The 12386-nt window shown below is 63.2% G+C and carries 12 protein-coding genes and 1 pseudogene; 7 read left to right on the top strand and 6 right to left on the bottom strand.

Annotated elements, in window-relative coordinates:
• Positions 1–13 precede the first annotated feature (13 nt).
• Entirely contained in the window at positions 14–997 is a 984-nt protein-coding gene (locus tag C453_RS03435) for an ArsR/SmtB family transcription factor (protein ID WP_049907524.1), read from the top strand.
• Positions 998–1248: 251 nt separating this feature from the next.
• Here C453_RS03435 and C453_RS03430 read toward each other — a convergent pair whose 3' ends face one another.
• Positions 1249–1767, bottom strand: coding sequence for a metallophosphoesterase (locus tag C453_RS03430; RefSeq protein WP_008322717.1), 519 nt, complete (start codon positions 1765–1767; stop codon positions 1249–1251).
• Positions 1768–1871: 104 nt separating this feature from the next.
• Here C453_RS03430 and C453_RS03425 point away from each other — a divergent pair, with 104 nt between their 5' ends.
• Positions 1872–2816, top strand: coding sequence for a cation diffusion facilitator family transporter (locus tag C453_RS03425; RefSeq protein WP_008322716.1), 945 nt, complete (start codon positions 1872–1874; stop codon positions 2814–2816).
• Positions 2817–3032: a hypothetical protein gene (locus tag C453_RS03420; protein ID WP_008322715.1), complete on the top strand. Its 216-nt coding sequence runs from the start codon at positions 2817–2819 to the stop codon at positions 3030–3032.
• A 12-nt stretch (positions 3033–3044) separates the two neighbouring features.
• Here C453_RS03420 and C453_RS03415 read toward each other — a convergent pair whose 3' ends face one another.
• On the bottom strand, positions 3045–4070 hold the full coding sequence (locus C453_RS03415; protein ID WP_008322714.1) for a threonine aldolase family protein: 1026 nt from the start codon (positions 4068–4070) through the stop codon (positions 3045–3047).
• Positions 4071–4187: 117 nt separating this feature from the next.
• On the opposite strand from C453_RS03415, the gene C453_RS03410 reads away from it, so the two are divergent.
• A complete protein-coding gene (locus C453_RS03410; protein WP_008322713.1) occupies positions 4188–5273 on the top strand; it encodes an aminopeptidase in 1086 nt (361 codons plus the stop codon).
• Positions 5274–5582: 309 nt separating this feature from the next.
• On the opposite strand, the pseudogene lrp reads toward C453_RS03410, so the two are convergent.
• Positions 5583–6050, bottom strand: a pseudogene (lrp, locus tag C453_RS03405) (HTH-type transcriptional regulator Lrp); the annotation flags it as partial.
• A gap of 117 nt (positions 6051–6167) precedes the next feature.
• On the opposite strand from lrp, the gene glnA reads away from it, so the two are divergent.
• Together glnA and C453_RS03395 are read left to right on the top strand one after the other, a co-directional pair.
• A complete protein-coding gene (gene glnA / locus C453_RS03400; protein WP_008322712.1) occupies positions 6168–7538 on the top strand; it encodes a type I glutamate--ammonia ligase in 1371 nt (456 codons plus the stop codon).
• A 139-nt stretch (positions 7539–7677) separates the two neighbouring features.
• Positions 7678–8352 carry a class I SAM-dependent methyltransferase gene (locus tag C453_RS03395; RefSeq protein WP_008322711.1) on the top strand — a complete coding sequence of 225 codons (675 nt, stop codon included), beginning with the start codon at positions 7678–7680 and terminating at the stop codon, positions 8350–8352.
• A 17-nt stretch (positions 8353–8369) separates the two neighbouring features.
• Here the strand turns inward: C453_RS03395 and C453_RS03390 are convergent, their stop codons facing one another.
• From C453_RS03390 to C453_RS03380, 3 genes are all read right to left on the bottom strand, one after another.
• Entirely contained in the window at positions 8370–9314 is a 945-nt protein-coding gene (locus tag C453_RS03390) for a phosphatase PAP2 family protein (RefSeq protein WP_008322710.1), read from the bottom strand.
• Between the two features lie 3 nt (positions 9315–9317).
• Positions 9318–10649: a YihY/virulence factor BrkB family protein gene (locus C453_RS03385; RefSeq protein WP_008322709.1), complete on the bottom strand. Its 1332-nt coding sequence runs from the start codon at positions 10647–10649 to the stop codon at positions 9318–9320.
• Positions 10650–10729: 80 nt separating this feature from the next.
• A complete protein-coding gene (locus C453_RS03380; RefSeq protein WP_008322708.1) occupies positions 10730–11860 on the bottom strand; it encodes a tRNA (guanine(26)-N(2))-dimethyltransferase in 1131 nt (376 codons plus the stop codon).
• 135 nt (positions 11861–11995) lie between these two features.
• On the opposite strand from C453_RS03380, the gene C453_RS03375 reads away from it, so the two are divergent.
• Positions 11996–12340 (top strand): SWIM zinc finger family protein, encoded by a 345-nt coding sequence (locus tag C453_RS03375; RefSeq protein ID WP_007544361.1) that lies wholly within the window; start codon positions 11996–11998, stop codon positions 12338–12340.
• The last annotated feature ends 46 nt before the right edge of the window (positions 12341–12386 follow it).

Raw genomic sequence — 12386 nt, 5'->3', positions numbered from 1 at the left:
GTACGGCGAACAGATGGCCGACCTCATTCCCTCCCTTTCCGGTGGCTCGGACGACGACCGGGAAGAACGCGACCCACGGGTCATCGGCCTCGACAGCGAGGAGGCAGACGACTTTCTCGGCGCTATCTCCTCGTCTACCGCCCGGTCGATGCTCTCTGCACTCCACGAGTCGCCCGCGACATCCTCCGAACTCGCGACGGAAGTCGATACGTCCCTCCAGAACGTCCAGTACCACCTCGGAAATCTCTCGGACGCGGGCCTCATCGAAGTCACCGGCACGCGCTACTCCGAGAAAGGCCGCGAAATGAACGTCTATGCCCCCTCGGACCGCGCCCTCGTCGTCGTCGCCGGGCGCGACGAGGAGACGAAAGGACTCAAGAGCGCGCTCTCGCGTCTCATCGGCGGCGTCGGCGTCCTCGGTATCGGCGCGGCCGTTGTCAACCGCCTCGCGAGGACAGGCCCAATTACGCCGTTCGCGATGGGAAGTAGCGCAAGCGGCGGAGACGGTGGTGGTGACGGTGCTGTCAGCACGGGCAACGCTTCGACGACCGCAAAATACGACGGCGCAAACGCCACCACGGCGAGTGGACAGTCAGATACGATAGAAACAGAGTCGGCGACGACGTCCGACGGCGGCGATGTCGGAATCTCGGAGGCGACGACGACTGAGGAGGCAACTTGGACAGCGGGTGACGAGGGGACACAAACCGTGACCGAGGAAGCGACTGAGACAGTCGTCGAGACCGCGACCAACGCTCCGACCGAGACAGCGACGTCGACGCCGATGCCGACCGCGGAACCGGCGGCGACCGAGACGGCCGCAACCGAGACGGCGACGACGACAACCCAGTACGTCACGGACACGGCGGTCGAAATCACGACTGCGTCGTCGGGCATCGCGGATGCGATTGGGTCGCTCTCGCCGGGCGCGCTGTTCTTCCTCGGAGGGCTGACAGTCCTCGTCGCGTGGGTTACGCTTGGCCTGCTACGTAGCTAAAACACCTCTTTTAGCCTACGGAGTGTATTTGGTCTCACCACACTATTGGTTGGGTAGAGGCTGCGTTCGGTCCCCGACGACGGGTGATTCCACCCTCCCCAGTTCCGTGCCCCTGCCCCCCGTCGTCCTCCTAACGCGGCCTCGAACAGCCCCCCAACCAAGCACTGCCCCCCGCTGATTCTTTCGGCCCCCTCCGAACCTCCCTGCTGACCCCCTCCTGTCGCCCCTCGATGGAGAGGGAAACTACACACTCAGTCCCGCGGGAGAATTCTGAACGTCTCGAATACGTCGCCGTCAGTCGCGACCAACCGACCGCGAAGTCCGCCATCAGGCAGTTCTTCCAACTCCGCGAACGCCTCGCGGTTGCCCCGCGGTTGGGCGTGACTCCCCGGGTTGAGAAGCGCAACTTCGCCGCCAGTTTCGACTGTCGGTCGGTGGCTGTGGCCGAAGATAACGGCGTCAGCACCGCGTTCGCGTCCGAAAAGTGAGAGCGCGGTGCCACCGCCGCGCCGGGTGTGCGTCATCGCAAACTCGACGCCGCCGTACGTGAAGTTTCGAGCGTCAGGAATTCGGTCGCGAATCTCCGCATCGTCGTTGTTGCCGTAGACGCCGAGGAACCGATTCGACTCGTCGATGAAGTCGTCGAGGACGGACTCGCGCATGAAGTCCCCGGCGTGGACGACGAGGTCGGCGTCGTGGACCGCATCGAGGACAGAACCAGAGAGTCGATGACTGTCTGTGCTGTGGGTGTCAGAGAGGACGACGAGCATGTGGCGACCTATGCAACGGGGGCATTGAAACCTACCGACCGCGGCGTGGAGTCGGTCATGTCGACGACGGAAACACTATCCGGGCGGGCAGAGTGGCCCACGATATGGCAGGCAGCACGTCAGTCGTCATCGCAGCCCTGTTTGCGAACGGGGCCATCGCCATTCTCAAATTCCTCGGCTTTCTCGCGACCGGGAGTCCCTCCATGCTCTCGGAGACGTACCACTCCATCTCGGACACGGGGAATCAGGTGTTTCTCCTCATCGGAATCCGATACAGTGGGCGCAAGGCGACCCAATCACACCCGTTCGGCTTCGGCAAAGCGCAGTTCTTCTACTCGTTTCTCGTCTCGGTGATGCTCTTCGGCATCGCCGGGTGGGAGTCTGCAAAACACGGCTACAACGCCCTGATGCACCCCGGCCACGGTGGCGGTGGTGAGGCAGTTCTCCTCTTCGGGATGGAGTTTCGTCCAGTCTGGGTCAACGCCGCCATCCTCGTCGGTGCCATCGTCTTCGAGACGTACGCCTTCGTGAAGGCGAACGCCGAACTCCGCCGCCAGATAAACGAGTACGAGTGGGACGGACTGGTGCAAGCGTTCCGCGAGACCAGCGACGTGACGACGCTGACTGCGTTCACCGAGGACGCCGTCGCCCTCGGTGGCGCGGTGCTCGCCCTCATCGGCATTGGACTGACCGAATACACAGGCAACGAGATGTACGACGCTGCCACCGCGCTCCTCATCGGGATTATGCTCATGGGCTTCGCAATCGCGCTCGCGTGGGAGAACAAGCGTCTCCTCATCGGTGAGAGCGTGCCGACGCGAGAAGAACAGCGGCTTCGCAAACTCGTTCGAGACCACCCGATGGTCTCCCACGTCGATAAGTTCAGGGCGTCCTACGTCGGGGCTGAGAAGCTACTCGTCACGCTCGACGTGAGCTTCAATTCGAGTCTCAGCACAGAGGAGCTAGACGACTACATCACCGAAATCGAAGAGACGCTCAAGTCCGAAGACGACCGCGTCCACTTCGTCTACATCGAACCCGAGCTATAGATGGACCTCGCACTACTCGTTCCACCGCTCATGTTCATCGCCGCCGGCGGCTACATGTACAGACAGCCGATGTCGGTTCGGAACGTAGTTCCGCCGAAGGAGTGGAAAGAGTCGCCAGAGAAAGCCGAGCAACTCCAGCGCGTATTAGCGAAGGCGGTGGGTGCCGCACTCGCCCTCGGCGGCGTCCTGTGGCTCGTCGTCGGACTGGCGTTCTAGCGGGAAGACAGCCTACTTCGATTGCACTGCCTTCGCAACTCGCTCGACTGCTTCTTTGACCTCCACGCGCGACACGTTCAGGTTCGTCGTAAAACGCGTGTGGAACTCGCCGAACGTCCCGCCAAGGACACTCACGTCATCACACAGCCCGACGAATTCCTCGGCAGTCAATCCTGCACCTTCGGAGTCGACGACGACGATGTTCGTGTCCGGCGTCGGAGCCGACAGCCCGGGGATGTCGTCGAGTCCGTCGGCGAGGATGCGGGCGTTCTCGTGGTCGTCGGCGAGGCGCTCGACGTTGTCGAGGGCGACGAGTCCGGGCGCGGCGATGATGCCAGCCTGCCGCATGCCGCCGCCGAACTGCTTGCGAACGCGAACAGCCTGCTCTACGAACGCCTCGGAACCGGCGAGAATCGACCCGACGGGTGCGCCGAGTCCCTTCGACAGACAGAACATCACGGTATCGACCTGCTCGACCATCGCCGCCGGGTCCTCGTCGAGCGCGACACAGGCGTTGAACAGGCGAGCACCGTCGAGGTGGACCGGAATGTCGAGGTCGTGAGCTGTCTCGGCCGCCGCGTCGATATCGGCTTTCGGGATTGCGACGCCGCCGCGAGCGTTGTGCGTGTTTTCGAGACAGAGCAGCCCCGTCCCAGCGACGTGGAGGGATTCTTCGCGTGCGTGCTCGCGTACTTGCTCGGGCGTCGGGGCGGCCCGCTCGCCTGCATCGAAGGCGCGGATTTGCAGATTCGACAGTTCGGCGAAGCCGCCAACCTCCCATTTGTAGACGTGGGCTTCGGTATCGACGAGCGCCTCGTGTCCGGGGTCGGTGTGGACGCGGGCAGCAATCTGGTTGCCCATCGTGCCGGAGGGGACAAACAGCGCGGCCTCCTTGCCAACCAGTTCGGCGGCGCGCACTTCGAGTTCGTTCACCGTCGGGTCGTCGCCATAGACGTCGTCGCCGACCTCGGCGTCTTTCGCGGCCGCGCGCATCTCCTCGGAGGGGAGTGTAACCGTATCGCTGCGAAGGTCTATCATCGCACGAAGAGACCGCCCCGAGTGAGAAATAAACGGGGGTCACTCGCCGCGGCGTCACTGCACCGGCAATAGTTGCGCTTCGAAATGTGTTTGGTGTGCGAAGACTCACATCGCGGTATGGACCCACGCATCCGCGAACATGCTCAGACTATCGTCGACCACTCGACTCGTGTCGAGGAGGGCGACAACGTCGTCGTCTCTGCACCCCCAGTCGCCGAGGACCTCGTGACCGCCATCTGTGAACTCCTCGGCGAGCGCGGAGCGTACGTCGTCACCACCGACAGCAACTCCCGATTCGACCGCGCGTTCCTCCGGGCCTCGGACAGCGAGGAGTTCGAGACGCCGTCGCACCAACTCGCGCTCTTCGAGGAGGCGGACGTGCTCATCAACATCCGTGCCGAAGAGAACGCGACCGAGATGAGCGACGTAGACCCCGAGGTCAACGCCGCGTGGCGACGGGCCTACCAGCCGATTCAGAAAGAAGCGCTCTCGAAGCGTTGGTGTCTCACCCAGTACCCCGCGAAAGGCAGCGCCCAACTCGCCGGTATGAGCACCGAGGAGTACGAGAACTTCGTCTACGACGCCGTCAGTCTCGACTGGGAGAAACAGGAGGAACTGCAGGCGCAGATGGTCGAGATTATGGACGACGCCGAGGAGGTCCGCATCGTCTCGGGCGACGAGACGGACGTGACCATGAGCGTCGCGGGCAACACCACCATCAACGACAAGGGCGAACACAACCTCCCCGGCGGCGAGGTGTTCACCGCGCCCGTGAAGGACTCGGTCAACGGCGAGGTCTACTTCGACCTGCCCCTGTACCGGCAGGGCCGCGAGGTCTCGGGCGTCCGCGTCACGTTCGAAGACGGCGAGGTCGTCGAGTACTCCGCAGAGCGAAACGAGGAGGTTCTCGACGGCGTGTTCGACACCGACGAGGGCGCGCGCTACCTCGGTGAACTCGGCATCGGCATGAACCGCAGCATCGACCGCTTTAGCTACAACATGCTGTTCGACGAGAAGATGGGCGACACCGTCCACATGGCCGTTGGGTCGGCCTACCCCGAGACGGTCGGCGACGACAACGAAGTCAACGAGAGCGCCGAACACGTCGATATGATTGTCGACATGTCCGAAGAATCGCGCATCGAAGTCGATGGGGAAGTCGTCCAGCGCAACGGGACCTTCGTGTTCGAGGACGGCTTCTGAGCAGAGGAACCGCCCAGCGGTCTTTTTCCCTCCAGGTTTTTGCGACCGGAACGGAGTGACGGTCGCAAAAAGGTGGAACTTCATCTCCACGTGTTCGCTCCCGCAAGTCACCGCAGTCTGTTGGTCTCCAGTCGAAACACTACCCTTTCAGAGAACTAACAGCTATCGTGTGCGCCATCCGTCAGACGGGTGTCTCACAGGCTCTCTCGTCCGGTATTCTCCAGTCGAAACACTGCCCTTCCGTCTGTAGAGACTTGGGAGTGCTCGGTAGGGTCGGAATAATCGTAAAACCGAGTGGTGTCCGAGTCTCTACTCTTCGATGTCGAGTTCGAACTGCTCGTTTTCGGTGACGGCGTTGAGGACGACCGAGGTGTTGGACTCGCGGATGTCGGCGTCGGTGAGCAGCTTCTTGATTTGCGTGTTCATGCCGTCGGTGTCGCGGAACTTCCCGATAGCGATGATGTCGTAGTCGCCGGTGACCTCGTAGACCGAAATCATCTGCTTTTCGGACTGCAGACGCTCTGTGATGTCGGGGAGGGCCGACCCCTCGACTTTCAGTTGGATGACGGCGGTGACGTCGTAGCCGAGTGCGTCGTAGTTCACGCGCGGTGTGTACCCCTCGATGACACCCTCGTCTTCGAGGTCGCGAAGGTGATTCGAGACGGTCGTGACCGACACGTCGAGTTCTTCGGCGAGGCTTCGCAGACTCGCGCGACCGTCACCGAGTAGTGCGTTGATGAGTTTGGCGTCGAGGTTTTCGTACGTCATTACATTGAGAAACCGTCCGGGGGCATTAGAATTTTACGAATATCCAATTCTACAGCGAACACCGGGGAATTGCATTAAGCGGAAAGGTCTTTATACTCCGGGTATTCCAATCGTGTGTCCAGGAAAATGACGGAAGACAATGCAGTCACTGACGGTGGCCTGAGTGCCGAAGCACAGGCAGTCGTCGACGAAATCGAAGAGAAGAACGTCGACTTCCTCCGCCTCCAATTCACCGACATTCTCGGCACGGTGAAGAACGTCTCGATTCCGGCGTCCCAGGCGGAGAAAGCGTTCACGGAAGGCATCTACTTCGACGGGTCGTCCATCGACGGCTTCGTCCGTATTCAGGAGTCGGACATGCGCCTCGAACCCGACCCGTCCACGTTCGCCATCCTCCCGTGGCGGAAGAAAGACAACAGTGCGGCCGCCCGCCTCATCTGTGACGTGTTCAACACGTCCACAGGCGAACCGTTCAGCGGCGACCCGCGTGGCGTCCTCAAACGCGCTATCGCCCGCGCCGAAGAGATGGGCTACGACATCAACGCGGCACCCGAACCGGAGTTCTTCCTCTTCGAAGAAGACGACGAGGGCCGTGCGACGACGAAGACCAACGACGCCGGTGGCTACTTCGACCTCGCGCCGAAGGACCTCGCCTCGGACGTGCGCCGTGACATCATCTACGGCCTCGAAAGCATGGGCTTCGACATCGAAGCCTCGCACCACGAAGTCGCCGAAGGCCAGCACGAGATTAACTTCACGTACGACGACGCTCTCTCGACGGCTGACAACGTCGCAACCTTCCGTTCTGTCGTTCGCGCCATCGCGGCCGAACACGACCTCCACGCGACCTTCATGCCCAAGCCCATCGCCCGCATCAACGGCTCGGGGATGCACACGCACATCTCGCTGTTCAAGGATGGCGAGAACGCGTTCCACGACGGTGCTGACGAGTTCGACCTGAGCGAGACCGCCAAGCAGTTCACCGCCGGTATCCTCGAGCACGCGCCCGCCGTGACGGCCGTCGCCAACCCGACAGTGAACTCCTACAAGCGCCTCGTCCCCGGCTACGAAGCGCCGGTCTACATCGCGTGGTCCGACCGCAACCGCTCGGCGCTCATCCGCAAGCCGGCCGCCCGCACGCCGGCCGCCTCGCGTATCGAGGCTCGCTTCCCCGACCCATCCTGTAACCCGTACCTCGCTCTCGCGGCGCTCATCCACGCCGGTCTCGACGGCATCGAGCGCGGCCTCGACTGCCCCGACCCGGTCCGCGAGAACATCTACGAGTTCGACGAGCAGAAGCGCGAAGAGTACGGCATCGAGACGCTCCCGAAGGACCTCGGCGCGGCCGTCGACGCCCTCGAAGAGGACGAAGTCATCCAGAGCGCACTCGGCGACCACGTCACCGAGAAGTTCATCGAAGCGAAGCGCGAGGAGTTCCAGGACTACCTCGTCTCCGTCTCCGAGTGGGAACTCGACCGCTACCTCGAGAAGTTCTAAGCGCGACGAACTCCAAGCAGTCTCTTATCTTTCGGACCCCGTCACCGAGAGCGGCAGAGCTGGGAAGGTAACCGATTGATTTGTTCTCAGAACAGCACAAGACACTTACAACATCGAGAGCCACCAGTGGTCAGTGAGAGTGAACAAAGACGACGTTCGTCGGGGATACGACGACTTGGCTCCAGTGTACGCCGAACAGCGCACTGGTGACGGAAATGGAACAGACATTCTCGCGGAGTTTCTCGACTCGCTCTCTGCGTCACCTCGCGTACTCGACGCGGGCTGTGGGCAGGGGACACCGATTCTGTCTCGGTTGGCGTCCGAAGCGGACCCGGTTGGACTCGACTTCTCTCGCGGGCAGTTGTCGCGGGCCGCCGAGAACGTCGCCAACGCACCGCTTCTGCAGGGGGATATGACGACACTCCCGTTCGAATCGAACACCTTCGATGCCGTCGTCGCCTACTGGTCGCTGATTCATATTCCGATGGACGACCACCAGACGGTCATCGACGAGTTCGCCCGGGTCCTTCGGCCCGGTGGCCGCGTTCTCCTGTGTGAAGGGTCGAACGAGTGGGCTGGCGAGAATCCCGACTGGCTCGAAAGCGGTGTTCGAATGGAGTGGAACATCGCTGGCGCGGACGAGACGCGCGCGCAACTACAGAACGCGGGGTTCCGCGTCACCGACACGTGGGGCGCGCCAGAGACGTTGAACCCGGACGAAAGAGACGGAGAAGACGTTGACGCCGAAGAAGCAGACGCCGACGGCGAAGACAGCGACCCGTGGACGTTCTTCGCCGCACGACTGGAGTCCTAAACCGACTCCCTGTTTGACTATCGTTCGACAGAGCGCCCAGCCGCCGCATTGTTGCTCAGTCGGCGCTGTATCCACGGCGCGACGAGGATGAACGCGACGACAGTCCCGGTCGCGAGAATCGCGATTGGAACCACCTGAAGCGCGTCGGCAGCGACCCAGAGCCCGCCCGCGACGAGGAGCGACACGAGCGCAGCCGGAAGCGACAGCGTCGGCAGTGACTCGTGGTCAGAAAGCCGAGACCAGCCGACGAGGCCGCCGAGTGACCCACCGAGGGCAGCAGACGCGTTTGCCGCGTGGTGCGACGCCCCGGTCGCGACGACCACTGCGAGAGCCACGACACTGAGCCCGACCGCGAGTGCGAACAGTCGCGTCGGGTCAAGGTGGCCGGGAACGTCGTCGGCAGCAGCGACGGTGAAGACGGTTTTCAACACGACGAGTCCGAGGAGCACGCCGACGACGACGTCGATACCGTAGTGAACCCCGATGACAACTCGTGAGAGTGCGACTGTTGCGACGATGGCCGCAGCGGCGAGGACGCGTCGCCGTCGGTCCCACGCGTCGAGCAGAAGCGCGGCGGCCCCGTAGACGACCGTGGTCCCGAGTGCGTGCCCGCTTGGGAACCCGAAGCCGTCGTCAGTCGTAAACGAGACGTACAGGTCCGCAAGCGGGGCGGGCCAGTTCGGTGCCGAAGCGATGTCTGCCGTCGGCGGGCGAGGGAGCGCGAAGCCGACTTTGAGCGCCGTCACCAGCGACAGGGAGATAAACGCGAGGGCGACGAACGAGGCTGCGACTCGTCGCGGGCGCTCCGAAATGCGAGGGCGAGCAAGCCAGTACAACGACGTGAACACGAGGAAGAAGAACCACTGGTCGCCGAGCTGGGTGAGAAGCCCGAACAGAAAGACGACGATATCCGGGGCCTCCGCGAGTACCATCTCACCGACGCCGCGTGTCTGCAAGAACATCGGTTAGCTTCGGCGCTCGCGAACCGCGTCGACCGCGCGCCCGGGGACGCCGAGCGCGCTCAGTCCGATGCCGAAGATGACAAAGAGGACGTACAGCCCCAGCGTCGACAGGAAGATGATGAGCATGGCGACGACCGCAATGAGGTCCGACTGGAGGTAGTAGAACGCGCCGAGCGTGAGAACCACGCCGTAGAGAAGCACGAGATACGGCCCCCATCCGCGGGCTTTGCCGCGGCGGACTCGCCGCCGGACGTACCGCTTGAGCTCTGCTTCGAGCTTCGGCTTTTCGACCGTCCGGTCTTGTACGTCGGCCTCGAACGTGTCGAGGTCAGCGCGGAGTTCCTCGACGCGCGCTTCCAACTCCTCGATGTCGGGGGCACCCTGCGGGGAGACGGACGTACTGGCACGGCTCTCGTCGCCAGCGTCGTCACCCGCCTGCGGGCTATCGGTGTCTCCTCGGTCGTCGCTCATATCCGTACGACCGCCATGTCGAACTCCCATATGTTGTAGCTGCCGGTCCCGGTCGCCGGGTTCCCCCGGCGGGTCGGTCGGTTCCGCATCGTCCACACCGGCGAGCACGGCGTTGACGACCGCTCCTGTCAGGAGAATAATACCTGAAAGGTAGAACCACGTCACGAGCAGCAGAATCGACCCGAGCGCACCAGCCACCGACGAACCAGCGACAGTCGCGTAGAAACCGAAGACGACGCCGAGAATCGTCCAGCCGACTGCTGCGAAGACGGTCCCCGGGACTGCCTGCCGCGGCGCGAAGTCCATGTCGGGAAAGACGTAGTACAGCGGAAAGAACGCCACACAGAGCGTGAGAAGCAGAATCACTGGCGAAAGCAGTTGCAGGGACGGAATCGGCAACAGCGCGAGTAGGGCAGTCACGGCGGCGACGCCGAGTGTTCCGAGACCAACACTGACGAGCGAGAGGAGACCGTCCGTGAGTTGGTCGAGAATCCCGCCGGGTTCGGACCCGTAGATACGAGAGAAGGCGATGTCGAGGCCACGGAAGAGCTTCAACGCACCCCAAAGGGTGAGGCCGAAACTCACCAGTCCGATACTTCCCTGCCCGGTTCGGTCCGAAAGCGCCTCTTCGACGAGGCTCTGTCCGGTGGGAACGAGATACTCGCTGACGAGTTCTTGCAGTTGCGTCTGCAGCGCCTCACCACCGACGGTCGTCGCGACGACGATGCCCAAGACGAGAAGGGGAACGAGCGAGACGAGCGTGTAGTACGAGATGCTCGCCGCGAGGAATGTTAGCTCCTTCTCTTGAACCATCTCGACGATAGCCCGAGCGATGGGAACGATGGACCGAATCTTCGTACTCACGTATCACCAAGACGACACGCAGCGAAAAGAAACTACCCCGCAGTATCGAGGTGGCTCTCGCCCACCGAGAGAACAGCGACTCAGGCTTCGGGGTCGAGTTCGGCGGTCGCGTCACGAATCTCCGCGACCGTCGCGTCGGTCTTGAACGCGGTGCCGTGGTAGTGGGCGGGCGTCGCGTCGAACCCGGCGTCTCGGAGAGTCGCGAGGAACTCCTCCATCTTCGAAGCAGAGCGGCCCCAGAGTTTGCAGAGGCGGTGCTGGTCGAAGTGCGTCGGCGTGTCGAGTTCGGTGGCGAGCGTGTCGAGCATGCCGCGAGCGCGCTTGGCGCTGCCGAAGTCGTCTGTTACCTCGTCGCGGACGGACTCGACGAAGTCGGCCTCGGAGACGGGACCGAGCCAAATCGGACCGGCCTCGAGGATGCGCGTCGACCCACAGTTGGTGCACTCCTCGGGCGGGTGGGCGACGAGGGAGTGTTCGTGTTCGCGGTGGAGGCAGTCCTCGCAGTGGTAGACGAACCCGGTCGAGTCGAGGAGTTCGTCGGCTTTCGTCGCTCGCTCGTCGAGTTCGAGGTAGGTTCGCGCGTAGTGGCGCGTCGCGTGCGAGAGAATCGGAACGGCGGCCTTGTCGTAGCGGGCGGCGGTTCGAACCATCGAACCGACGAGGACGCGAAGTCCCATCTCGGGGTGGTAGTCGGTGTTCTGCGGGACGCAACCGTACTTTCGGATGCCGCTTTTCTGGTGGGCACCGCAGAGGGGGGCGGTGTCGGTCGCCGTGACGCAGACGAGGTCACGAGTGTTGGCGAACGCGGGGTCGGCGAAGGGGATGGGCGTGCCGAACGGGTCGAGGTCGACCACGTCGAACACCTCGTCGTACATGAGGGCGTTGGCGTTGCGGTGGACCGCCTCGCCGTCGAAGTCGTTGTGGTCGAGGTTCGACTGAGCGAGTTCGACCGCGTCGGCGTCGAGGTCGGCGCAGGTCACGTCGTACCCCTCGGCGGCGGCGCGGACGCCTCGAATCCCGGAGGCGGCCATCGCGTCGAGGTAGGTCTCCGCACGGGGTTCGCGCTCACGGAAGGCCCGCAACACGGCCACGGTGACATCCCGGTTCAACTCCTGTGTCGGGTTGTAGAAGACATCGTCTCCGGCCCCCTCAGACGCCCCATCCCGGGCTCCGGGTACCTCGACTTCGACGCCTCCCTCGCTGACGTACATATGCTGCGTTCGCCACCGTGGGGGGAAACCGATTGCGATGCTCTACGCCGTACCGCAGTCCACTGCGATGTGAATCGGTGCCGCCGCTCCGCTGGCACCGAATGCGTTTTGACTGCCACCCGCCAACACGACGACGTGGACACGGTCGAGGACTGGCGAGCGGCGCTCGCGGACGCGGGCAGTCTCTCGCCCCCAATCGTGCAGGCCATTGCGGACGCCCATGGCGACCGCGGGATTCAGGCCATCGAGGCCGTCTCAGAGCGACGCGTGAAGCGCTACCGCGACTTCGACGTGGTCGTCGGCTTCGACGACGAGTACGTGGTCGAAGGCCGCGGGTGTACCTGCAAGGACTCGATTTACAACCTCGACCCCGACGAGGGCGAGCGCTGCTGGCACGTCATCGCCGTCGACATCGCCGACGCCCTCGACGAAGTCGATTACCACGACATGTGGTACTCCGAAGTCCGAGAGTTTCTGTAGCCCGGCCGCACCGAGAGCGACTCACCGTCACCGTCCCCCGAGAACG

This window comes from Haloferax elongans ATCC BAA-1513 (assembly GCF_000336755.1).
Lineage (GTDB): Archaea > Halobacteriota > Halobacteria > Halobacteriales > Haloferacaceae > Haloferax > Haloferax elongans.
The sequence above is the reverse complement of the archived record's forward strand: the minus strand, read 5'-3'. Positions and strand labels throughout refer to the sequence as shown.